This window comes from Collimonas sp. OK242 (assembly GCF_900107095.1).
Taxonomy (GTDB): Bacteria; Pseudomonadota; Gammaproteobacteria; order Burkholderiales; family Burkholderiaceae_D; genus Collimonas.
The window spans coordinates 229,068-252,678 of the sequence record NZ_FNOR01000001.1; the positions used below are offsets into that span (position 1 = coordinate 229,068).

The following is a 23,611-nucleotide window of genomic DNA, read 5'->3' on the forward strand; positions in this document are numbered from 1 at the left end:
TTTTCTCTCGTCATAAAGCTGTCATAAATGTTGGTTAGAGTTCGCCCTGTCTCAGGGGCTGTTGTGTAGTTGCTTTCTGGCGATGAGATGAATTTCACAACAGTCTCGACTCGGGCACACCACATCTATCGTCAATAAGGGAGTAACAAATGCGATTGAATCACTTCGTTAAAGCAGCCGTTCTTGCAATGGGTTCGACATTGGCGGTTTCTTCAGTCATGGCAGCCGAAATCACCGGCGCCGGCGCTTCTTTTCCTTACCCGATCTATTCGAAATGGGCTGAAGCCTACAAAACTGCAACCGGCACCAGCTTGAACTATCAATCGATCGGTTCCGGCGGCGGCATCAAGCAAATCAAAGCGAAGACAGTCGATTTCGGCGCTTCCGACATGCCATTGAAGGTTGAAGACCTGAATGCCGACAATCTGGCGCAATTCCCGGCAATCATGGGTGGCGTGGTGCCAGTCGTGAATCTGGACGGCGTTGCTCCAGGCCAGGTTAAATTGACCGGTCCGGTGCTGGCAGACATCTATCTGGGCAAGATCACCAAGTGGAATGCAGCCGAAATCGTTGCCCTCAACCCGGGCGTGAAATTGCCGGCTGACGACATCACCGTGGTGTACCGTGCCGACGGTTCAGGCACTTCATTTGTCTTCACCAGCTACCTGTCGAAGACCAGCCCTGCGTTCAAGAGCGGCGTCGGTGCCGGTACTGCTGTCAAGTGGCCAGTCGGCGTCGGCGGCAAGGGTAACGAAGGCGTCGCCGCCAACGTGCAAAAGATCAAGGGTTCGATCGGCTATGTTGAATACGCTTACGCCAAGAAAAACAAGCTGCAGCATACCCAGCTGAAAAACCGTGACGGTGGTTTCGTGCAGCCGGACGACGAAACTTTCAAGGCGGCGGCAGCTGGTGCCGACTGGGCTAAAACCCCAGGTTTTGCTGTGGATTTCACTGATGCAGCCGGCAAGACCAGCTGGCCTATCACCAGCGCTTCTTTCATCCTGATTCACAAAAGCCAGGCTGATGCCGCCAAGGGCAAGGAAGTGTTGAAGTTTTTTGACTGGGCATACAAGAACGGTGGCGCCTCCGCTACTGAGCTCGATTATGTAGCGATTCCTGCTTCCGTGGTCAAGCTGGTGGAAGAGTCCTGGAAATCCCAGATCAAGGACAACGCCGGTAAAGCGGTCTGGTAATCAATAGTTAGATAGTTGTACGCTGAGACGGAGTTGGGCTGGCTCAACCCGTCTCGCGAATGTTGGTTGTCGTAGATACGTAGATATACAGAGCGGACAATTGATCGGGAAGTGTCGAACAGTTGTCCGTATCGCTGAATATTCTTGATACATCTGATCTTCACGCGCAACATCTCCGGCACGTCGAGCGCGAGTCAAATGTGATTCGCTGCGCTGGAGTTCTCGCTGCCGCATGTTATTCTTCATCGGATATCGCTACTCATGAGTGCAAATATTCCTGTCATGGCACAATCGATCTCACCCCAGTCAATCAGCGCTGAAGAGGCGGGTTTATCGCATCAGAGCTTGCTAGCCACGATGCGTAAGCAACGCATCCAGGATTTCCTGTTCCACAAGGTCACGCTGATATTCTCGCTGCTCGTGCTGGCGGTCTTGCTCGGCATCATCGTCTGCCTGGCGATCGGCGCCTGGCCGGTATTCCGCGAGTTCGGGCCATCCTTCATTACCACCATCGAGTGGGACCCCGTCAACGACCATTATGGCGCGATGATCGCCATCGTCGGCACTCTGGTGACCTCGTTCATTGCCCTGGCGATCGCGTTTCCGGTGAGTTTCGGGATTGCCCTGTTCCTGACGGAAATCTGCCCGGCAAAATTGCGTCGCCCATTGGGTACCGCCGTGGAACTTCTGGCGGGCGTGCCGAGCATCATCTACGGCATGTGGGGTTTGTTTGTATTCGCACCTTTATTTGCCAAGTACGGCCAGCCTTTCCTGTCGAATACGCTCGGCCAGCTGCCGCTGATCGGCACCTTGTTCAGCGGTCCTAAAATGGGCATAGGCTTGCTGACTGCCGGCCTGATTCTGGCCGTAATGATCATTCCATTTATCTCATCCGTCATGCGCGACGTGTTTGAAGTCGTTCCTGCGGTGCTGAAAGAATCAGCTTACGGCTTGGGCTGCACGCGCTGGGAAGTGGTGCGTAAAGTGGTGCTGCCGTATGCTAAAACCGGCGTCGTCGGCGGCGTCATGCTGGGCCTGGGGCGTGCTTTAGGCGAAACCATGGCGGTCACTTTCGTGATCGGCAATGCGCAGCGGCTATCCTGGTCGCTGTTCGCCTCGGGCAACAGCATCGCTTCGACGCTGGCCAATGAAATCGCCGAAGCCTCCACCACGCTGCACGTATCGGCCTTGTTTGCGCTTGGCCTGATCCTGTTCGTGATTACCTTCATCGTGTTGTCGATCGCTAAAATCATGTTGATGGGCATGTCCCGTAAAGAAGGTGCCAAATGAAGAATTCTGCTGATATCCAGCCGGGCTTAGTGGTTAATCCGCGGGCCAACCCGGTTTATCGCAAACGCCTGCTGATGCATCGTTTCGGCATGATCTTGTCTTTCCTGGCGATGGCCATGGGCATCGCGGTGCTGGCCTGGATTCTGGCGACTTTGGTCATCAAAGGTTTTGGCGCGCTCAACCTTGGCATCCTGACGCAAAATACGCCCGCTCCCGGCTCAGGCGCCGGTGGCTTGCTGAATCCGATTATCGGCAGCCTGATGATGGTTGGCATGGCGACGGTAGTCAGTACCCCGATCGGCATCCTGGCCGGCATCTACCTGGCTGAGTATGGCGAGGAAAGCAAGCTGGCGCAGGTGACGCGCTTTGTTACCGACATCATGTTGTCGGCGCCATCGATCGTGATCGGCTTGTTTGTCTACGCCATCTATGTCGCCAAGGTCGGTCATTTCTCAGGCTGGGCCGGTACTTTTGCACTGTCCCTGATTGCCGTGCCGGTGATCGTGCGGACTACCGATAATATGCTGAAACTGGTGCCTGGCAGCCTGCGTGAAGCAGCATTTTCCCTGGGGGCGCCGCGCTGGAAAGTGGCGTTGCTGGTGCGTCTGCGTGCGGTCAAGGCTGGCGTAGTCACGGGTGTGTTGCTGGCGGTGGCGCGGATTGCAGGAGAAACGGCGCCGCTGTTGTTTACCGCATTGAATAACCAGTTCTTCAGCACCAACATGAACAAACCGATAGCGAATCTGCCGGTAGTCATCAGCCAGTTTGCGATGAGCCCGTTTGACAACTGGGTGCCGCTGGCTTGGGGCGGGGCCTTGTTGATCACCTTCAGCGTGCTGGCCTTGAACATCGTATCGCGTTCATTGTTCAGCCAGAAGATTCCGGGCTGACGCACTTGCCTGTAATCATTTAGATATTTAGATTGCCGTCCTTAATGATCACTTGCTGGTCACTCACTGGTCAATAACATGCAAACTTCTACCAAATTGAATCATCTCGATATGCAATCGATGCAGCCGATGCATGCGACTAAGCCGCCAACCATAGAAATCTCGCAGCTGGATTTTTTCTACGGCAATTTCCATGGCTTGAAGAATATCAACCTGCATATCAATGAAAAGAAAGTGACCGCGTTTATCGGGCCGTCCGGTTGCGGAAAATCAACCTTGCTGCGCACCTTGAACCGGATGTACGACCTGTACCCGGGCCAGCGCGCGGAAGGCAAGATCATGTACGCGGGCCGCAACATCCTGGAAGCAGGGCAGGATCTGAACATGCTGCGCGCCAAGGTTGGCATGGTGTTCCAGAAGCCGACGCCGTTTCCGATGTCAATTTACGACAACATCGCTTTCGGGATTCGCCTGTACGAAAACCTGCCTAAGGGCGAAATGGACGAGCGCGTCGAATGGGCGCTGTCGAAGGCTGCCTTGTGGGGTGAAGTCAAAGACAAATTGAACAAGAGCGGCCTGAGCTTGTCCGGCGGACAGCAACAACGCTTGTGCATCGCGCGCAGCGTTGCGGTGCGCCCCGATGTCTTGCTGCTGGACGAACCTACCTCGGCACTGGATCCGATTTCGACCGCCAAGGTGGAAGAGCTGATCAGCGAACTGAAGCAGGACTACACCATCGTCATCGTTACGCACAACATGCAGCAGGCTGCGCGCTGCTCCGATTACACCGCCTACATGTATCTGGGCGAACTGGTGGAATTCGGCGAGACCGATCAGATTTTCATGAATCCGGCGCGCAAGGAAACCCAGGATTACATTACCGGCCGCTTTGGTTAAGGGCAAATTTCTCGACGAAATTGCTGAAACGCATAAGCTGAAATACCTATACTGAATTGCAGAGAACGGAAAGAAATCAGATGACCGGCGAACATTCTTCTAAGCAGTACGACACGGATTTGGAAACCATACGTTCCAAAGTGTTGCTCATGGGTGGACTGGTTGAACGCCAGTTTCAGGAAGCGCTTAACGTTTTCCGCACCGGCAACCTGGATGCTGCGGAAAGAGTCATCAAGGATGACGATCAGGTCAATCGCCTGGAAGTCGAGCTGGATGATGCCTGCAGCCATCTGATCGTGCGCCGCCAGCCGACTGCCAACGATTTGCGGACCGTGATGGCGACCATCAAGGTGATTACCGATCTCGAGCGCATCGGCGATGAAGCGGCCAAGATCGCGCGCACGGCAATTCACTTGCACAAGCGCGGCGCCGGCACCATCGATCATACGGAAACCGTGCGCGTCATCGGCAGCGGCGCAGCTGACATGCTGCACGACGCGCTGGATGCGCTGGCGCGCCTGGATGAGAAACAGGCCACCAGGCTGATTGCGCAAGATGTGGTGATCGACCGCGATTTCCGTTCCATCATGCGCAACCTGATCACCTTCATGATGGAAGATCCGCGCACGATATCGGCCTCGATGGATACCTTATGGGTGGCCAAGGCGATCGAGCGCATCGGCGACCATGCCAAGAACATCGCCGAGTACGTGATTTACATTGTCGAGGGCAAGGATATCCGTCATACCGATTACGCTGCCAGTCAACTCGGTGATGATGCGTAATCGAAACGTAACATTAACCGCGTCTTAAAAAATGGCCGCCGATAAAACATCCATCCTGATTATCGAAGATGAGCCGGCGATTGCCGAATTGATTGGCTTCACGATTAAGGAAGCCGGCTGGAACCCGTCCATCGTGCATACCGCGGCCGACGGTTGGGAATTCGTCCAGCGCCGCACACCGCATCTGGTGCTGCTGGACTGGATGCTGCCGGACCAGAGCGGCCTGCGCTTGTTGTCGCAAATGCGTGCCGATCGCCAGCTGCAGTCGATGCTGATCATGATGCTGACCGCGAAAAGCATGGAAGAAGACAAGATCTCGGGTCTCGACAATGGCGCCGACGATTACATGACCAAGCCGTTTTCGCCGCGTGAACTGACCTCGCGCGTCAAGGCTTTATTGCGGCGCAAAGGCGCGGATGAGGTCCCCGGCATGATGTCGGCCGGCTCGGTGTCGCTCGATCCCGCCAGCTGCTCGGTATGCCTGGAAAACCAGAAAATCGATATTGGCCACGCCGAATATCGTTTGCTGAAATTCTTCATGGCCAACCCGGACCGGGTCTTTTCGCGCAGCCAGTTGCTGGACAAGGTGTGGGGCGACCATGTGGTCATCGAAGAGCGCACCGTGGATGTCCATGTGCTGCGCTTGCGCAAGGCGTTACGTGAATCGGAACACCTGATTCGTACTGTGCGTAGCGTCGGCTACATGCTTTCAGCAAAATAGTAAAATAATTTCAGGCGCGAACCGCCAGCCGGGGCTCGCAGCGGTGAACCTTGCCTCCTTCGCAAAATAGTGATTTATGAATCCACAGATGTTGTTCTGGATCCCGGCATTGCTGCGGATCTTGCTGATCTTTGTCATCTCCGGCATAGTCTGGGGGCTGTTTGGCGCGGTGCCTGGCCTGGCGCTGGGCCTGGTCTTGATGTCGATTGCCGTGGTGGTGCAACTGCACTACCTGTTCCGGCTGAGCGGCTGGCTGGACAATCCGCGCAGTGAAAAACTGCCCGACGGCTGGGGTGCGTGGACCGATATTTTTTCGCGCCTGTACCGCTTGCGGCGCGACGATGAAAAGCATCAGACCGAACTGAGCGAATGGCTGGCGCGCTTTCGCCAAGCCATGCATTTATTGCCGGACGGGGTCGTCATCATGGACGACGTCTTGTTCCTGGAGTGGTGCAACCCGGCCGCCGAGCGGCATCTGGGCCTGCAGCACGGGCGCGACAAGGGAATGCGGGTCACCAATCTGATTCGCACCCCGGATTTCATCGATTACATCATCCTCGGCCGCTACGATCAGCCGCTGACCTTGAGCTTGCGCGAACGTAAGCTTATCGTGCAAATCATCCCGTTTGAAAATCGCCGCCAGATCCTGGTGACCCACGACGCCACCGAATCCGAAAGAATCGACATGATGCGGCGTGATTTCATCGCCAATGCCTCGCACGAACTCCGCACGCCATTGACGGTGATCAACGGCTTTCTGGAGATCGCGCAGGCACAACCGGATCTTGACCGGCAGACCCGTGCCGCCCATCTGCAGTTGATGACGGAGCAGGGCCACCGCATGCAAAACCTGATCGGCGACATGCTTACCTTGACGCGCCTGGAGTCGATCGATTACCCATTGCGTCCCGAGCCGGTGGATATGCGAGCCATGCTGCACAGCTTGTTGCTGGAAGCTGAAGTGCTGTCCGCGGGAAAGCATACGTTTTCCCTGGCGGTCGACGGACCCGACGTCACCGGCAGCAAGGACGAGCTGCGCAGCGCATTCAGCAATCTGATTTCCAATGCGGTCCGTTACACGCCGGCTGGCGGAAAAATCCAGATTATTTGGCAAAATGGCAAATTGGGGCCGCAACTGGTGGTCAAGGATTCCGGCATCGGTATCAGCGGCGAACATATTTCGCGGCTGACCGAACGGTTTTACCGGGTCGATAAGAGCCGCTCACGAGAAACCCAGGGTACCGGTCTCGGCCTGGCCATCGTCAAACATGTATTGTTGCGCCACCATGGTACCTTGGGGGTTGAATCGCGGCCGGGCGAAGGTAGCGTATTTACCGTCAACTTGCCTGCAACTTCAATCGTTGCTGCAGCGAAAGCCTGAAACGGCTGAGCGTTGCCTGAGTATTCTGAAAGCGGCTGAAGTCTTCAACATCAGCTACAATTCTGCGGCGACGCCTTGTCGCCGGCCGCGCTCGTTGTCGATGATTGACAGCGCTCGCGTTTCCCATCCAAGCCCCCCATTGTCATGTCCTTTCCGCGCTTACTGCCTACTCTTACAATCAGTCTCGTTTTATGCGCTTTGCTGGCCGCCTGCGGCAGCAATCCGATTGCGCCGCAGATACCGCCAGTGGCAGTGGTTCCGGTCGCGCAGCCAAAAGTCGCCAGACCGATCAAGATCGGCCTCGCATTGGGTGGCGGCGCTGCTCGCGGTTTTGCCCATATCGGCGTGATCAAGGCGCTGGAATCGCAAGGGATAATGCCGGATATCGTGGTCGGCACCAGCGCCGGTAGTGTGGTCGGTGCAATGTATGCTGCCGGCAATAACGGCTTTGCGCTGCAAAAGATCGCGCTACAAATGGACGAGGCCGCTATTTCGGATTGGTCCGTACCGTTTTTTGCCAAGGTCAGCGGCGTGTTGAAGGGTGAGGCGATCCAGAACTACGTCAACAAGACCGTCCACAATGTGCAGATTGAGAAACTGAAAATCCCGTTTGGCGCGGTTGCCACTGATTTGCATAGCGGTGTCCCCATCCTGTTTCGCCGCGGTAACACTGGTGTGGCGGTGCGGGCGTCTTCGGCGGTGCCGGGTGTTTTCCAGTCGGTGAATGTCGGCGGCCGTCTGTATGTTGACGGCGGCCTGGTGTCGCCGGTGCCGGTGCGTTTCGCGCATGAAATGGGGGCGGATTTTGTGATTGCCGTGAATATTTCCGCCTCGCCGGAGGCCCAGGCCGCCTCAAGCTCGGTCGACGTATTGCTGCAAACCTTTGCCATCATGGGGCAAACTATCAACAGTTATGAGTTGAAAGACGCTGATATTGTCATCCGTCCGGAGCTGGGGGCGATGAAGGGTAACGATTTTGCCGCGCGTAATACCGCGATACTGGCCGGTGAACAGGCGGCAATGGCGCAGATGGCGCTCATCAAGAAGAAATTGAAGGAAAAGCGCGAAGAGTAAGTGCGGTAGGCGTTCCGTACCGGAATCACCTGCGATCTTCTATCTACAAGGAAGAAACTGGCGGCCTGCGAACTGGCAGGGGATAACAGCGCCGATTATTGATGGCTGTAGCTATCCGGTTCCGTATCATTGATGCGACGCGCACCATTGAAGCGCGATTTCCAATAAGCCAGATCCATGCTTTCGATACGCACTTGGCCACCGGCGGACGGGGCATGGATGAATTTATTGTCGCCCAGGTAAATACCCACGTGCGAGAAGCTGCGGCGCAACGTGTTATAGAACACCAGGTCGCCCGGCTTCAAATCCTGCTTGTCGACCTTTTCGCCGCTGCGGCTCAATTCCGCGGCGGTACGTGGGACGTTGACGCCCCAGGCATCCTTGAAGACATAGCGTACCAAACCGCTGCAGTCCAGGCCGTTTTCGGGGCTATTGCCACCATATTTATAATGAATGCCGATCATGCCCATCGCGCTCACGGCCAGGCCCGAGGCTCGATCGGTAAATTGCTGGAGTTTGCTGCGGGTGCTGCTTGCTATCGGCCGCGGATCGATATCGGTGATATCGGAAGCGCGCGCGGGTGTGTACAGCAACAGCGTGGCGATCAGCGCGAAGGCAAGTGCAAATGTCTGGAATAGGGGAAAGGCTTCTTTGATCGACATCGTTATGGGTAGGCTCTGGGACATTACGATCGCACGAATGTAAGTGAATAAGAGGTACCTGTCAAATTTGGCAGGCGGCTGAGCGGTACTGCGTCATGTCACTGTGATAATTAAAGTCGGATAAATCTTGAAAATCGCAGAAATTTTCTTGCAATTGAAGTTTCCGTAAAGCAAATATCAAGCCAGGGTGTCAAGTTGAAATATCGAGTCGGAGTATTAAGCCGGACCACTAAGCCAAAAATGCCGCGCCAGAAATAATCTGCCGGCAAAACGGTCGATGCGGATGCCTATTGCAGAGCACTAAAGTACAATAATCAGTTATTTCACAAGGAGCAAAAATGAAATCGAAACAAGTTTTGACACTCGACGATGTAAAGAAAATTGCGGCAGCTGCTGAGGCTGAGGCGCTCAAGAACCGTTGGGCTGTCACAATTTCGATCGTGGATGACGGCGGTCACCTGCTATGGTTGCAACGCATGGACGGCTGTGCGCCGATTTCGGCCCATATCGCCCCCGCCAAGGCCAAGACCGCGGCCCTGGGCCAGCGTGAATCGAAGATTTACGAAGACATGATCAACAATGGTCGTTTCTCGTTCATTACCGCCCCTAACCTGGAAGGCTTGCTGGAGGGCGGAGTGCCGATCCTGGTTGGCGGCGAATATCTGGGTGCAGTTGGCGTTTCCGGCGTGAAGTCGAGCGAAGATGTGCAAATCGCTAAGGCGGGTATTGCTGCCTTGGGCGCCGCTTAAGTCGGATGATGGAAATGCGGTTAGCCGCGCTGGCCGGCGCTGTTGGATGGTGCAGATCGGCGACGGCAACCGTGTTGTTCGCGCAGGGATTAAGGCAGCTTGCCGGTTCGGCATGCCGAACCGGCAAGCTGCCCATTATTGGCAGTTGGATTGATAACCAAGGCGCTGTTCGTCAGTATTGTTGACAATTAAATCATGGTCATTGATTTTTCATGATTTTTCGTAATTATTTATGCGAAAATCCTCGGCTTGGCGTCTGGCCGGATTGCCGGGCAGGGCGTTGTCGGCTATAATTGCAGGGTTTAGCCCAATTTACTCCGCCGTAGCGCATACCACCATCCATCTCGTCCCAAAAAGACTATAAAAGCCGCCAAATCGTCACTGTTTGGGGTTTCATAGCGGTCGTTTGGCGCAGCGCAGCGGCGGTAACAACATCAGGAGTTACCCCTTGCAGCCATTTTTTTCTGGCCTCACCGTACCGGCCATCCTTGCGCTAGCAGATGGGACGATTTTCAAAGGTATTTCAATTGGCGCCGTTGGTCATACGACTGGCGAAGTCGTATTCAATACCGCCATGACCGGCTACCAGGAAATCCTCACCGATCCAAGCTATAGCCGCCAGATCGTCACCCTCACTTATCCGCATATCGGCAATACCGGCGTCAATAAAGAGGATGTCGAGTCCTCCCGGATTCATGCCGCCGGCCTGATCATTCGCGATCTGCCGCGCCTGGTATCGAATTTCCGTTCCACCCAAACACTCGATGCCTACCTGCAAGAGTCGAATATCGTTGCCATCGCCGGCATCGATACGCGCAAGCTGACACGCATTTTGCGCGAAAAAGGTGCGCAGGGCGGCGCCATCGTCGCCGGCGAGCCGGACATCGCTGCGGCTACCGCAAAAGCGCTGGAACTGGCGCGCGGTTTCCCCGGCCTGGCCGGCATGGACCTGGCCAAGGTGGTGTCGACCGCCAAGGCCTACAGCTGGAGCGAGACTGAGTGGCGTCTCGGCCGCGGCTACGATCAGCAAATCACGCCCAAGTATCATGTGGTGGCGTTTGACTACGGCGTCAAATTCAACATCCTGCGCATGCTGGCGCAACGCGGCTGCAAGATTACCGTATTGCCGGCGCAAGCTTCCGCTGCCGATGCGCTGGCGCTCAATCCGGACGGCATTTTCCTGTCTAACGGCCCTGGCGACCCGGAGCCGTGCGATTACGCGATTGCCGCCGTCAAGGAATTGATCGAGCGCGCGATTCCGACTTTCGGCATCTGCCTCGGCCACCAGATCATGGCGCTGGCATCCGGCGCCAAGACGCTCAAGATGAAGTTCGGCCACCATGGCGCCAATCATCCGGTGCAGGACCTGGATAGCAAGCAAGTGCTGATCACATCGCAAAACCACGGTTTCGCAGTGGATGGCGCAACCCTGCCGGCCAATTGCCGCGTGACGCACGTATCGCTGTTCGACGGTTCGCTGCAGGGCTTCGCCCGCACCGACAAGCCGGCATTCTGCTTCCAGGGCCACCCGGAAGCGTCGCCTGGCCCGCATGACATCGCCCCCTTGTTCGATCGTTTCATTCAGCTGATGAGTCAAACGATGTTGGAGAAAAATAAAAATGCCTAAGCGTAGTGATATAAAAAACATCCTGATTATCGGCGCTGGCCCGATCATCATCGGTCAGGCTTGCGAGTTCGACTACTCCGGCGCCCAGGCCTGCAAGGCGCTGCGCGAAGAGGGTTACAAAGTGATCCTGGTCAACAGCAATCCGGCCACCATCATGACCGATCCGGAAATGGCCGACGTTACCTACATCGAGCCGATCACCTGGCAAGCGGTGGAACGCATCATCGCCAAGGAAAAGCCGGACGCGATCCTGCCGACCATGGGCGGCCAGACCGCGCTCAACTGCGCGCTGGATTTGCATCGCCACGGCATCCTGGAAAAATACAATGTCGAATTGATCGGCGCTTCGCCTGAAGCGATCGACAAGGCCGAAGACCGCTCCAAGTTCAAGGAAGCGATGACCAAGATCGGCCTCGGTTCGGCCCGTTCCGGCGTCGCCCACACCATGGATGAATCCTGGAGTGTGCAGAAGGAACTCGGCTTCCCGGTCATCATCCGTCCTTCGTTCACCATGGGCGGCACCGGCGGCGGCATTGCATACAACGCCGAAGAATTCGAAACCATCTGCCGCCGCGGCCTGGAAGCATCGCCGACCAAGGAATTGCTGATTGAGGAATCGCTGATCGGCTGGAAAGAGTATGAGATGGAAGTGGTGCGCGACAAGGCGGACAACTGCATCATCGTTTGCTCGATCGAAAACCTGGATCCGATGGGTGTGCATACCGGCGACTCGATCACGGTCGCGCCGGCCCAGACCCTGACCGACAAGGAATACCAGATCATGCGTAACGCCTCGCTGGCGGTATTGCGCGAGATCGGCGTCGATACCGGCGGCTCCAACGTGCAGTTCTCGGTCAATCCGGCCGATGGCCGCATGATCGTGATCGAAATGAATCCACGCGTATCGCGCTCTTCGGCGCTGGCCTCCAAAGCCACCGGTTTCCCGATCGCCAAGATCGCGGCGAAGCTGGCGGTGGGCTTTACGCTGGACGAGTTGCGCAATGAAATTACCGGCGGCGCGACACCGGCATCGTTCGAACCTTCGATCGATTACGTGGTCACCAAGATTCCGCGTTTTGCATTTGAAAAATTCCCGACTGCCGACGATCATCTGACGACGCAGATGAAATCGGTGGGCGAGGTGATGGCGATCGGCCGCACCTTCCAGGAGTCGTTCCAGAAAGCCTTGCGCGGCCTTGAAGTCGGCGTCGACGGCATGAACGAAAAGACGCAGGACCGCGAAGTTATCGAAGAAGAACTCGGCGAGCCGGGTCCGGACCGTATCTGGTATGTCGGCGATGCGTTCGCCCAAGGCTTCACGCTGGAAGAAGTGCATCAGCTGACCCACATCGATCCATGGTTCCTGTCGCAAATCAAGGAAATCGTCGATATCGAGCTGTGGCTGGAAAAGAGCCAGACGCTGGAAGCGCTGGACCGCGACACGCTGTTCCGCCTCAAGCAAAAGGGCTTCGGCGATCGCCGCCTGGCCAAGCTGCTGAAGACTACCGATACTGCAGTGCGCAAGAAGCGCCTGGCCTTGAATATCCGCCCGGTCTACAAGCGGGTGGATACCTGCGCCGGCGAATTTTCGACCGATACGGCGTACATGTACTCGACCTACGAGGAAGAGTGCGAATCGAATCCGACCGATAAAAAGAAGATCATGGTGCTGGGCGGCGGTCCTAACCGTATCGGCCAGGGTATCGAATTCGATTATTGCTGCGTCCATGCGGCGCTGGCGATGCGTGAAGACGGCTACGAGACCATCATGGTCAACTGCAATCCGGAAACCGTATCGACCGACTACGACACCTCGGATCGCCTGTATTTCGAACCGGTGACGCTGGAAGACGTGCTGGAAATCGTCGACAAGGAAAAGCCATACGGCGTGATCGTGCAGTACGGCGGCCAGACGCCGCTGAAGCTGGCGCTGGATCTGGAAGCCAACGGCGTGCCTATCGTCGGCACTTCGCCGGACATGATCGACGCCGCCGAAGACCGCGAGCGTTTCCAGAAGCTGCTGCACGACCTGAGCTTGCGGCAACCGCCAAACCGTACCGCGCGTACTGAAGAAGACGCATTGCGCCTGGCGCAGGAAATCGGCTATCCGCTGGTGGTGCGTCCATCCTACGTTTTGGGCGGCCGCGCGATGGAAATCGTCCACGAGCAACGCGACCTTGAGCGCTACATGCGCGAAGCGGTCAAGGTCTCGCACGATTCACCGGTATTGCTGGACCGCTTCCTGAACGACGCTATCGAAGTCGACGTTGACTGCCTGTCCGACGGCGAGCGCACCTTTATCGGCGGCGTCATGGAGCATATCGAACAGGCCGGCGTGCACTCCGGCGATTCGGCTTGTTCGCTGCCGCCTTACTCGCTGTCGCCGGCAACCATCGAAGAGATCAAGCGGCAGACATCGCTGATGGCCAAGGGCTTGAACGTGGTCGGTTTGATGAACGTGCAGTTTGCGATTCAGCAGATCGATGGCAAGGACGTGGTGTTTGTGCTGGAGGTCAATCCGCGCGCCTCGCGTACCGTGCCGTTCGTGTCCAAGGCTACCGGTTTGCAGCTGGCCAAGATTGCCGCCCGCTGCATGGTCGGCCAGTCGCTCGACAGCCAGGGCATCAAGGAAGAGGTCTTGCCGAAATACTTCAGCGTCAAGGAAGCGGTATTCCCGTTCGTCAAGTTCCCGGGCGTCGACACCATTCTCGGTCCGGAAATGAAATCCACCGGTGAAGTAATGGGCGTTGGTAAAACTTTCGGCGAGGCGTTCGTCAAGTCGCAGCTCGGCGCCGGCGTCAAGCTGCCGAGTTCCGGCAAGGTATTCCTCAGCGTCAAGGGCAGCGACAAGCCGCGAGCAGTGCAGGTCGCCAAGGATCTGGTGGCGCTCGGCTTCACGGTGGTGGCGACCAAGGGTACCGCAGCGGCTATCAGCGCTGCCGGGATTCCTGTGGGAACCGTCAACAAGGTGGTCGAAGGACGCCCGCACGTGGTCGACATGATCAAGAACAATGAGATTTCATTGGTGATCAACACGGTCGAAGAAAAGCGTAGCGCGATTGTCGATTCGCGGGCGATCCGTATCTCGGCCCTGGCGGCACGCGCCACGACCTATACCACGATTGCCGGCGCAGAGGCGGCGGTCGAGGGCATGCGTCATCTGGACGAGTTGCATGTCTATGATTTACAAGGGCTGCATAAAACCTTACACTAAGGTCAGATCAGGATGCGCCTAGGCGCATCCTGAATCGCTTCCGGGCTGCATTGGCGTCTGGAAGCCGCCGAAACGTACAATTTAGCTACAGAAGTTCCTGCGGAGGTCATGAGCGCACCCTTTTTTCGGTACGTTTTTGACCTCCGCGACCTTTTATTGCGTGCGTGATAATCCCATTTAAATTTTTTTGAATACCATCCCTATGAGCTCAGTACCTCTTACCAAGCATGGCGCACAATTGTTGAAAGATGAATTACATCATTTGAAAACGAAGGAGCGTCAAGCTGTCATCAAAGCCATCGCAGAAGCACGCGCACATGGCGATCTTTCGGAAAACGCGGATTATGATGCGGCGAAAGAGCGGCAAGGTTTCGTCGAGGGCCGGATTGCCGACCTGGAGGGGAAGCTGGGAGCCGCGCAGGTTATTGATCCGGCAACCCTGGATGCGGACGGGCGCGTGGTGTTTGCCTCTACGGTCGATCTGGAAGACCTGGAATCGGGCGATAAGGTAACTTATCAAATCGTCGGCACCGATGAAGCCGACATCAAGTCGGCCAAGGTTTCCGTGACCTCGCCGATCGCACGTGCGCTGATCGGCAAGACCGCCGGCGACGTGGTCGGCGTGCAAGCGCCATCCGGCATCCGCGAATATGAAATTCTGGAAGTCCGCTACATCTAAAGCTGGTGCGTCGGGCAGCGTCGCATGCGGCTGAAGCCTTGAGAATGCTTTGAGTGTAATTAGAGCGGCTTGATCAGAAACCCGGGAGTGGCAATGCTTGTAGTAAGACTCAGATTGTTAATCGCCACCTTATGGGTGGGTAGTCTGTGGACGGTTGGTTATCTGGTCGCGCCGGCGTTGTTCGCCACCTTGCCCGACCGCGCGCTGGCCGGCACCATCGCCGGCAGCCTGTTCCGGATCGAGGCTTGGTTGACGATAGCCTGCGGCGTAGCCTTGATCCTGTTGTTCAGCTACAGAACCTATGACGATGCAGCACCGTTGCGCAAGACATTGCTGAAGCTGACGCTGGCGATGCTGATTTGTACCCTGGTCGGTTATTTCGGTATCCAGCCATTCATGGCCAGCTTGCGTGAAGCGTCTGCGGCAACCGGCGGTGTGATGAGCGACGGCGCCAGGACGCAGTTCGGGATTCTGCACGGCGTTGCCAGCGGCATCTTCCTGATCCAGAGTTTGTTGGGAGTGGGGCTGATTCTGCGCTTACGCAGTTTGCGCTAGAGCGCCGTCATGGTTGCCGCAGTCGCTGCAGCAACCATAAACGTCAGCATTAACGGCCCAATGCCGATTTCTTGCCGCTTTTCTGACGCGGTTTGGCGCGCTTGATGTTGCCGCCCTGGGTCACGCGTTCATTGCCCTTTACCATGACCTTGGTCACCGATGGCCGCTTGGTGCCGCTGGGGCTTGGTTTGACGATGGTCACTTCGCGCATGCCTCTGCCGCGCGTTTCGCTACGTTCTTTGGCCGCATCTTTTTGCGGGCGGTACAGGACCAGCAGTTTGCCGATGTGTTGTACCGGCGCTGCATTGAGTTTTTCGCAAATAGTTTCGTAGATGGCAATCCGTGCCTCGCGATCATCACCGAATACACGCACTTTAATCAGGCCATGGGCGTTCAGGCTGGCATCGATCTCTTTCATCAGGGATGGTTTTAAGCCATCATCGCTGATCAGGACCACCGGATCCAGTCCGTGGGCTTGGGAACGGAGCTCGCTACGCTCGGCGGATGTAAGTTTCAACATAAAAATTCCTTAAAAACGGTATTCTACGCGAATGGCAAAGAAGAAATTAAACAAAAACTGGTTGCACGACCACATTAACGATCCTTACGTGAAGCTGGCGCAGAAAGAAGGCTATCGTGCGCGGGCGGCTTACAAGCTAAAAGAAATCGACGAAATGGACAAGCTGATCAAGCCTGGCCAGATCATTGTCGACCTCGGGTCCACCCCGGGCAGCTGGTCGCAATACGCTCGCAACAAGCTGGCCGGTCAGGACGGCGGCGGCATCCATGGCATGATCATCGGCCTGGACATCTTGCCGATGGAGCCGATTGCCGACGTGTATTTCATCCAGGGTGATTTCCGCGAAGCGGACAGCTTGCGCCAGCTGGAGCGTTTGCTGGAAGGGCGTAAGGTGGATTTGGTATTGTCCGACATGGCGCCCAACCTGTCCGGCATCGCTATCTCGGATGCGGCCCGGGTCGAGGAAATTATCGATTTGGCAATTGAATTCGCGCAGCAACACATGAAACCAGGCGGAGCCTTGCTGGCAAAATGTTTTAACGGCACCGGTTACAATGAAGTATTGATGAAATTCCGCCAGGAATTCAAAACCGTGGCCTCCAGAAAGCCGAAAGCCAGCCGCGATAAATCGTCAGAAATCTTCTTGCTTGGAAAGATATTGAAGAATCCGCGGTAATTAACAAGTTTTCCTTGATTTATCATGGGTGCGGCCGCATATCCAAACTAGCAAGCCGTACCCATTCCGAGTAAAATCTAAGGAATACCTCGAAGCTGTACCTATGTCAGGCGCGCAGCGCGTCCAAGGAGTTCTAGTGAACAACATGTTTTCCAAAGCCGCCATATGGGTGGTCATCGCCCTGGTGCTTTTCACCGTATTCAAGCAGTTCGACGGGCGCGGACTGGCTAGCGGCGCCGGACCGATCGCCTATTCCGACCTCATCAGCGAAATACGGTCAGGCCATATCACCGATGCCACGATTGAAGATCGCAGCATTGTTGCCACTACTTCGGACGGTAAAAAAGTCAAGACCGCCATCACGTCGCTGGATCGCGGCCTGATCGGCGACCTGGTTAACAATAACGTCAAATTCGAGATCAAGCAGCCGGAAGAACCATCATTCCTGCAGCAGATCTTCATCTCATGGTTCCCGATGATCCTGTTGCTGGGGGTCTGGATTTTCTTCATGCGTCAAATGCAGGGCGGCGGCAAGGGCGGGGCGTTCTCGTTCGGTAAGTCGAAGGCCCGCATGCTGGATGAAAATAGCAATACCGTTACTTTTGGCGATGTTGCCGGTTGCGATGAGGCCAAGGAAGAAGTGTCCGAACTGGTCGATTTTCTGCGTGACCCGACCAAGTTCCAGAAACTCGGCGGCCGCATTCCGCACGGCGTTCTGCTGGTCGGCCCACCAGGTACCGGTAAGACTTTGCTGGCCCGTGCGATTGCCGGTGAAGCGAAAGTGCCGTTCTTTACCATTTCCGGTTCCGACTTCGTCGAAATGTTTGTCGGTGTCGGCGCATCGCGGGTACGCGACATGTTCGAAAACGCAAAAAAACATGCTCCCTGCATTATTTTCATTGATGAAATCGATGCAGTCGGCCGCCATCGCGGCGCCGGCATGGGCGGCGGCAATGACGAACGCGAACAAACGCTGAACCAGATGCTGGTTGAGATGGATGGCTTCGAAGCCAATTCCGGCGTGATCGTGATCGCTGCCACCAACCGTTCCGATGTGCTCGACAAAGCGTTGCTGCGTCCGGGTCGTTTCGATCGTCAGGTGGTGGTTGGCTTGCCGGATATCCGCGGCCGCGAACAGATTCTGAACGTCCACATGCGCAAGGTGCCGATTTCCACCGACGTCAAAGCCGACATCCTGGCGCGCGGTACGCCTGGCTTCTCAGGCGCCGACCTGGCCAATCTGGTCAATGAAGCTGCCCTGTTTGCTGCCCGTCGCGCCAAGCGTCTGGTCGAGATGCAGGATTTCGAGGATGCCAAGGACAAGATCGTCATGGGCCCTGAGCGCAAGTCTGCAGTGATGCGTGAAGAAGAACGCCGCAATACGGCCTATCACGAATCCGGCCATGCGGTGGTAGCCAAGCTGCTGCCGAAAGCCGATCCGGTGCACAAGGTCACCATCATGCCGCGTGGCTTTGCCCTTGGTCTGACCTGGCAATTGCCGGAACACGACCGCGTCAACATGTACAAGGACAAGATGCTGGAAGAAATCGCCATCCTGTTCGGCGGCCGTATTTCAGAAGAGATTTTCATGCACCAGATGTCGACGGGCGCCTCGAACGACTTTGAACGCGCCACCAAGCTGGCGCGGGCGATGGTTACGCGTTACGGCATGTCTGAGACCCTGGGCACCATGGTCTACGAAGATACCGAGCAGGACGCCTACTTCGGCCGCTCGTCCTCGAAAACAGTATCGGAAGCGACCCAGCAAAAGGTCGACGCCGAGATTCGCAGCATTCTCGATCAGCAATATGCCTTGTCGCGCCGCCTGCTGGAGGAAAACAAGGACAAGGTTGAAGCGATGACCAAGGCCCTGCTGGATTGGGAAACCATCGATGCCGATCAGATCAACGACATCATGGAAGGTCTCGATCCACGCCTGCCGAAGGCCGGCAGTTCGGTCCGGAAAGCGCCTAGCGACAATTCATCCGGCGGCGTCTCGCCGACTGCTACCGCACCGGCCTGATCCGGTCCGGCGCGCCTGCCAGGTCAACAGGCCCTGGACGCAGCTTGTGAAATCGTATAAGCAAGGGTGAGGAGCAATCCTCGCCCTTTTTATTTATCTTCGCACGCTTAAAATCCATTCTTTAGATCCATTCCATTTTTCAATATGCAAGAATATTTCCAATGCGGCCGTTACCGGCTCCCGGTCAATACCCCGCAAGCGCGGCCGCTGGTGATGGGTATCCTCAACATCACGCCCGATTCATTTTCCGACGGCGGACAATTTCAGTCACTTGAATTCGCCTTGTCACATGCCGAGCAGATGATTGCGGACGGCGTCGATATCATCGACATAGGCGGCGAGTCGAGCCGCCCTGGCAGTCCGGCGCTATCGCTGGAAGAAGAACTGGACCGGGTCATGCCGGCCATTTACGCTCTGCGCGATTGCGGCAAACCGCTTTCCATCGATACCTATAAGCCGGCCGTAATGCGCGAAGCGCTTGCCGCCGGCGTCGACCTGATCAATGACATTAACGGCTTGCGTGCTCCCGGCGCCTTGGAGGCGGTACGCGACAGTGATTGCGGCTTGTGCATCATGCACATGCAGGCAGATCCGCAAACCATGCAAATCAAGCCGGAATACCAGGATGTCGTGGCAGAAGTCAGCGCTTTCTTGCTGGAGCGGGTGGCGGTGCTGGAACTGGCAGGGATAGCGCGAAATCGTATCAGCATCGATCCGGGCTTTGGCTTTGGCAAGACCTTGGCGCATAATGTTGCCTTGTTGCAAAGCATGGGAGATATTCAACGTGCGCTGGATTTGCCTTTGCTGGCGGGAATCTCGCGCAAAACCATGCTGGGGGAGTTGACCGGCAAACCGGTGGAGCGGCGCCTTGCGGGTAGTCTTGCGGCGGCTTTGGCGGCGGTTTCACAGGGTGCTAAGATGGTCCGGGTGCATGACGTGGCGGAGACGGTAGACGCGCTCAAGGTATGGCAGGCGGCGCAGCGGAAATAAGTAAGCTGTAATACCCAAGCCGCAATATGGCAGTGATTGACTAGAGAATTTGAATGAAGGCTGAGATGACAAGAAAATATTTTGGTACCGATGGCGTGCGCGGTCGTGTCGGCGTAGCGCCGATTACACCGGATTTTGTGATGAGACTGGGTTACGCCGCCGGCAAAGTGCTGGCGCAGGAAAAATCGGGCGCCGCCAGGCCGACGGTGCTGATCGGCAAAGATACCCGGGTCTCGGGCTATATGCTGGAAGCTGCATTGGAAGCCGGTTTTGCCGCCGCCGGCGTCGACGTGATGCTGGCCGGGCCGATGCCGACGCCGGCGATTGCCTACCTGACGCGCGCGCTGCGTTTGTCGGCTGGCGTGGTGATTTCGGCATCGCATAATCCGTATGAAGATAACGGTATCAAGTTCTTTTCGGCGCAGGGCAACAAATTGCCGGACGCAGTGGAAACCGCGATCGAGGCTGCTCTGGAGTTGCCGATGGAGTGCGTGGCCTCCGACAAGCTGGGCAAGGCAAGGCGCCTGGATGACGCTGCCGGACGTTATATCGAATTTTGCAAAAGCACTTTCCCCAACGAACTCGACTTGCGCGGGTTGGCCATCGTGGTCGATAGCGCCCATGGAGCGGCGTATCATATTGCGTCGCACGTATTCCATGAGCTGGGAGCTGAAGTCATTTCCATCGGCAACCAGCCGAACGGTTTCAACATCAATGCCGGCTTTGGCGCCACTGCGCCGGACGCGCTGGCGCTGGCGGTGCGCTCCAACCGCGCGGATATCGGAATTGCGCTGGACGGCGACGCCGATCGCCTGGTGATGGTGGATGACAGCGGCCGCATTTATAATGGCGACGAGCTGCTGTATGTGATGGTGAAGGACCGCTTGAAGATCGGCCCGGTAAAAGGTGCTGTCGGCACCTTGATGACGAATATGGCGCTGGAAGTGGCGTTCCGCAAAATGGGTGTTGAGTTCGCCCGCGCCAACGTCGGCGATCGCTATGTGCTGGAAGTGATGAAAGAGCGCGGCTGGATCCTCGGCGGCGAGGGCTCAGGCCATCTTCTGTGCCTGGATAAGCATACTACCGGCGACGGCATCATATCGGCCTTGCAGGTCTTGTCGGCACTAAAGCGCAACGGGGAAACGCTAGCGCAATTGACCGCCGATATCGCACTTTATCCGCAAACCTTGATCAATAAGAAGGTCGGCGCGGGCTTCGACTGGAAGAACAGCCCGGCGATGGTGGCAGAGAAAGAAGCTGTTGAGCAGGAGCTCGGCGATGACGGACGCGTGTTGATCCGGGCTTCCGGCACCGAACCGCTGATACGCGTCATGGTTGAAGCCAAGGATGCAGATCTGGCGCAAACGATGGCGCGCCGGATTGCCGATAAGGTGTCTACCTGAGTGTCCGCTTAATTATCGACTGCCTACTGAATAGAGTTAATTGCCGATGTCGAAATTTCAAACCCACATTTTGATTGTCGAAGATGAACCCGGCATCGCCGAGCTATTGCGCTTCACGCTCGATGACGCCGGCTTTTCCTGCGAGATTGCGTATAGCGCCAATGAGGCGCGGCAAGCGATCACCGGCATCTTGCCCAAGGCCGTGCTGCTGGACTGGATGCTGCCCGACACCTCCGGCCTGGCGTTATTGCAGGAATGGCGCAGCCAGCCGCGTAGCGCTACCTTGCCGGTCATCATGCTGACCGCCAAGGGCATGGATGAGGACAAGGTGCGCGGACTCAATGCGGGCGCCGACGATTACGTTACCAAACCGTTTTCACCCAAGGAGTTGATTGCACGGATTCAAGCGCTGTTAAGGCGCAAGATACCGGAGCTCGGGCAAAGTCTGCTTAGCCACGGTTTGATTCAGATCGATACCGATCGTTATCAGGTCACCGTCGATAGCCAGGAAATCGAACTGGATCAGGCCGAGTTCAAATTGCTGCGTTTCCTGGTGGCGCATCCGGACCGTATTTTTTCGCGTGCGCAACTGCTCGATAAAGTCTGGGGCGATCATACGTTCATCGAAGAACGCACGGTCGACGTGCACATCATGCGCCTGCGTAAATCGCTTGGCCTCGCCGCCGATTACGTCAAAACCGTGCGCGGCGTCGGCTACAAACTCAACGCCGAGCCCGCAGCGTGACAAGAGCTGCGGCCAGTAGCCGCAACGCGCGCGCATTCTGGGTGCCGGCGCTGCTCTGGTTTGGTTTGCTGGCGCTGGTTGCGGCGGCGGTAGCGGCCATTTACGGCGCCATCATCGGACTGGTGTTCTTTAGTTTGTCGCTGGCGGCATTATTGTTCCTGCAGATGTGGTCGCTATATCAAATCGAATGCTGGCTGGATGCTCCTGTCGGCGCCCGGCGGCCGAAAACCTGGGGCTTATGGGCGCATGCATTCACCGCGCTGGAAGATATCCGGCTGGAGGATGAGCGCTCGCGCAGCGAGATGGCGGAGTGGCTGGCGCGTTTTCGGCAAGCCATGAGTTTGCTGCCGGACGGGGTGGTGATCGTCGACGGCGTGATGCATCTGGAGTGGTGCAACCCGGCGGCGCAAAGCCACCTGGGCCTGGATCTGAAGCGCGACGAAGGGCGTTTGCTGACCAACCTGATACGCTCTCCTGATTTCGTCGATTACATGTTGTCAGGCCGCTTCGAGCAGCCATTGCCCTTCATGCATCACGATAGAAAAATTCTGGTGCAACTGATTTCCTTCGAAAGCCGGCGCCAGATTCTGGTCACTCACGATGTGACGCAAAATGAAAAAACGGATACCATGCGGCGCGATTTCATCGCCAATGCATCGCATGAGCTGCGTACTCCGCTGACGGTCATCAACGGCTTTCTAGAACACGCGCTGAGCAGCGAAATGAGCGAGGAAACCCGCCAGCGCCAGCTGCATCTGATGGCCGAGCAGGGACAGCGCATGCAACGGCTGGTGGCCGATATGCTGACCTTGACCAGGCTGGAGTCCCTGCTGCAGCCGCCGTCCAGCGACGCGGTGCGCATCAAGCCGCTGCTGAACCGCATAGTGGAGGAGGCCAGGGCCTTATCCGGCGGCAAGCACCATATCACCTTGCAAGCGCAGGAAATCGATCTCAAGGGCAATCATGACGAGCTGGAAAGCGCGTTTGCCAATCTGCTCTCGAATGCGGTTCGTTATACGCCAGACGGTGGACGCATCGATGTTAGCTGGGGCATGGAAAACGACTGCGCAAGTTTGACCGTGGTCGATGACGGCATCGGCATCGCAGCGGAACATCTGAGCCGGCTTACCGAGCGTTTCTACCGCGTCGACAAAACGCGCTCGCGCGCTACGCAAGGAACCGGCCTCGGCCTGGCGATCGTGAAACATGTTTTACTGCGCCATCGCGGTCGCCTTGAAATCACTTCGGAATATGGCAAGGGCAGTCGTTTTAAAGTAAGTTTTCAGCGTGCGCAATTAGCGTTGCGGCAGGATTGATTGGGTTTGCAAATTAGTTTGTAAATAATTTCGTAAATAATTTCGTAAATGATTTTGAAGCAGTGATTTGGATAATGCATCGCGTTTTTTCATTGTTTTGCTGATGTTTTAAGCAGAAGTAAAAGAAGAGATAAATTTTTAATGAAATATGCGATTTTCTCTCGCATATTTTTCTAAATTCTGGTCTAATTCGTCTCTCAAGTTTTTCAGCAGATAAGCTT

At 56.4% G+C, this 23,611-nt stretch carries 21 protein-coding genes; 19 read left to right on the forward strand and 2 right to left on the reverse strand.

Features of this window, described 5'->3' with window-relative positions; genetic code table 11:
* The first annotated feature begins 149 nt into the window (after positions 1 to 149).
* From pstS to BLV81_RS01080, 8 genes are all read left to right on the forward strand, one after another.
* The gene (pstS, locus tag BLV81_RS01045) at positions 150 to 1,193 is read left to right on the forward strand and encodes a phosphate ABC transporter substrate-binding protein PstS (protein WP_092351530.1); all 1,044 of its coding nucleotides are present in this window, start codon (positions 150 to 152) and stop codon (positions 1,191 to 1,193) included.
* A gap of 261 nt (positions 1,194 to 1,454) precedes the next feature.
* Positions 1,455 to 2,483 carry a phosphate ABC transporter permease subunit PstC gene (gene pstC / locus BLV81_RS01050; protein ID WP_092351532.1) on the forward strand — a complete coding sequence of 343 codons (1,029 nt, stop codon included), beginning with the start codon at positions 1,455 to 1,457 and terminating at the stop codon, positions 2,481 to 2,483.
* Positions 2,480 to 3,373: a phosphate ABC transporter permease PstA gene (pstA, locus tag BLV81_RS01055; protein ID WP_092351534.1), complete on the forward strand. Its 894-nt coding sequence runs from the start codon at positions 2,480 to 2,482 to the stop codon at positions 3,371 to 3,373. Before pstC ends, pstA begins: the two co-directional genes overlap by 4 nt.
* A 111-nt stretch (positions 3,374 to 3,484) precedes the next feature.
* Positions 3,485 to 4,270 (forward strand): phosphate ABC transporter ATP-binding protein PstB, encoded by a 786-nt coding sequence (gene pstB / locus BLV81_RS01060; RefSeq protein ID WP_092351754.1) that lies wholly within the window; start codon positions 3,485 to 3,487, stop codon positions 4,268 to 4,270.
* An 80-nt stretch (positions 4,271 to 4,350) separates the two neighbouring features.
* Positions 4,351 to 5,055, forward strand: a complete 705-nt coding sequence (gene phoU / locus BLV81_RS01065; protein ID WP_092351536.1) for a phosphate signaling complex protein PhoU — start codon at positions 4,351 to 4,353, stop codon at positions 5,053 to 5,055.
* Between the two features lie 31 nt (positions 5,056 to 5,086).
* On the forward strand, positions 5,087 to 5,776 hold the full coding sequence (locus BLV81_RS01070) for a winged helix-turn-helix domain-containing protein (protein WP_092351539.1): 690 nt from the start codon (positions 5,087 to 5,089) through the stop codon (positions 5,774 to 5,776).
* 76 nt (positions 5,777 to 5,852) lie between these two features.
* Positions 5,853 to 7,157, forward strand: a complete 1,305-nt coding sequence (phoR, locus tag BLV81_RS01075) for a phosphate regulon sensor histidine kinase PhoR (RefSeq protein WP_092351541.1) — start codon at positions 5,853 to 5,855, stop codon at positions 7,155 to 7,157.
* 144 nt (positions 7,158 to 7,301) lie between these two features.
* Positions 7,302 to 8,231 carry a patatin-like phospholipase family protein gene (locus BLV81_RS01080; protein ID WP_092351543.1) on the forward strand — a complete coding sequence of 310 codons (930 nt, stop codon included), beginning with the start codon at positions 7,302 to 7,304 and terminating at the stop codon, positions 8,229 to 8,231.
* A 95-nt stretch (positions 8,232 to 8,326) separates the two neighbouring features.
* Here BLV81_RS01080 and BLV81_RS01085 read toward each other — a convergent pair whose 3' ends face one another.
* Positions 8,327 to 8,893 (reverse strand): C40 family peptidase, encoded by a 567-nt coding sequence (locus tag BLV81_RS01085; protein ID WP_092351545.1) that lies wholly within the window; start codon positions 8,891 to 8,893, stop codon positions 8,327 to 8,329.
* A 338-nt stretch (positions 8,894 to 9,231) separates the two neighbouring features.
* Between BLV81_RS01085 and BLV81_RS01090 the strand changes: the two genes are divergently transcribed.
* From BLV81_RS01090 to BLV81_RS01110, 5 genes are all read left to right on the forward strand, one after another.
* The gene (locus BLV81_RS01090; RefSeq protein ID WP_092351547.1) at positions 9,232 to 9,642 is read left to right on the forward strand and encodes a GlcG/HbpS family heme-binding protein; all 411 of its coding nucleotides are present in this window, start codon (positions 9,232 to 9,234) and stop codon (positions 9,640 to 9,642) included.
* Positions 9,643 to 10,090: 448 nt separating this feature from the next.
* The gene (carA, locus tag BLV81_RS01095) at positions 10,091 to 11,269 is read left to right on the forward strand and encodes a glutamine-hydrolyzing carbamoyl-phosphate synthase small subunit (protein ID WP_092351756.1); all 1,179 of its coding nucleotides are present in this window, start codon (positions 10,091 to 10,093) and stop codon (positions 11,267 to 11,269) included.
* Positions 11,262 to 14,483, forward strand: a complete 3,222-nt coding sequence (gene carB / locus BLV81_RS01100) for a carbamoyl-phosphate synthase large subunit (RefSeq protein WP_092351549.1) — start codon at positions 11,262 to 11,264, stop codon at positions 14,481 to 14,483. Before carA ends, carB begins: the two co-directional genes overlap by 8 nt.
* 202 nt (positions 14,484 to 14,685) lie before the next feature.
* Entirely contained in the window at positions 14,686 to 15,162 is a 477-nt protein-coding gene (gene greA / locus BLV81_RS01105) for a transcription elongation factor GreA (RefSeq protein WP_092351551.1), read from the forward strand.
* A gap of 93 nt (positions 15,163 to 15,255) precedes the next feature.
* The gene (locus tag BLV81_RS01110) at positions 15,256 to 15,717 is read left to right on the forward strand and encodes a DUF4149 domain-containing protein (RefSeq protein WP_092351553.1); all 462 of its coding nucleotides are present in this window, start codon (positions 15,256 to 15,258) and stop codon (positions 15,715 to 15,717) included.
* Positions 15,718 to 15,766: 49 nt separating this feature from the next.
* Here BLV81_RS01110 and BLV81_RS01115 read toward each other — a convergent pair whose 3' ends face one another.
* On the reverse strand, positions 15,767 to 16,237 hold the full coding sequence (locus BLV81_RS01115) for a YhbY family RNA-binding protein (protein ID WP_092351555.1): 471 nt from the start codon (positions 16,235 to 16,237) through the stop codon (positions 15,767 to 15,769).
* A gap of 31 nt (positions 16,238 to 16,268) precedes the next feature.
* Between BLV81_RS01115 and BLV81_RS01120 the strand changes: the two genes are divergently transcribed.
* The 6 genes from BLV81_RS01120 to phoR (BLV81_RS01145) all read left to right on the forward strand — a co-directional run bounded on the left by BLV81_RS01120 (position 16,269) and on the right by phoR (BLV81_RS01145) (position 23,390).
* Positions 16,269 to 16,913, forward strand: coding sequence for an RlmE family RNA methyltransferase (locus BLV81_RS01120; RefSeq protein WP_092351557.1), 645 nt, complete (start codon positions 16,269 to 16,271; stop codon positions 16,911 to 16,913).
* A gap of 136 nt (positions 16,914 to 17,049) precedes the next feature.
* On the forward strand, positions 17,050 to 18,936 hold the full coding sequence (gene ftsH / locus BLV81_RS01125; protein WP_092351758.1) for an ATP-dependent zinc metalloprotease FtsH: 1,887 nt from the start codon (positions 17,050 to 17,052) through the stop codon (positions 18,934 to 18,936).
* Positions 18,937 to 19,080: 144 nt separating this feature from the next.
* The gene (folP, locus tag BLV81_RS01130) at positions 19,081 to 19,926 is read left to right on the forward strand and encodes a dihydropteroate synthase (protein ID WP_092351559.1); all 846 of its coding nucleotides are present in this window, start codon (positions 19,081 to 19,083) and stop codon (positions 19,924 to 19,926) included.
* A 65-nt stretch (positions 19,927 to 19,991) separates the two neighbouring features.
* Positions 19,992 to 21,329, forward strand: coding sequence for a phosphoglucosamine mutase (glmM, locus tag BLV81_RS01135; protein ID WP_092351760.1), 1,338 nt, complete (start codon positions 19,992 to 19,994; stop codon positions 21,327 to 21,329).
* A 46-nt stretch (positions 21,330 to 21,375) separates the two neighbouring features.
* Entirely contained in the window at positions 21,376 to 22,074 is a 699-nt protein-coding gene (locus BLV81_RS01140) for a winged helix-turn-helix domain-containing protein (RefSeq protein ID WP_092351562.1), read from the forward strand.
* On the forward strand, positions 22,071 to 23,390 hold the full coding sequence (gene phoR / locus BLV81_RS01145; RefSeq protein WP_092351564.1) for a phosphate regulon sensor histidine kinase PhoR: 1,320 nt from the start codon (positions 22,071 to 22,073) through the stop codon (positions 23,388 to 23,390). The genes BLV81_RS01140 and phoR (BLV81_RS01145) overlap by 4 nt, the downstream gene beginning before the upstream one ends.
* Positions 23,391 to 23,611: the final 221 nt, after the last annotated feature.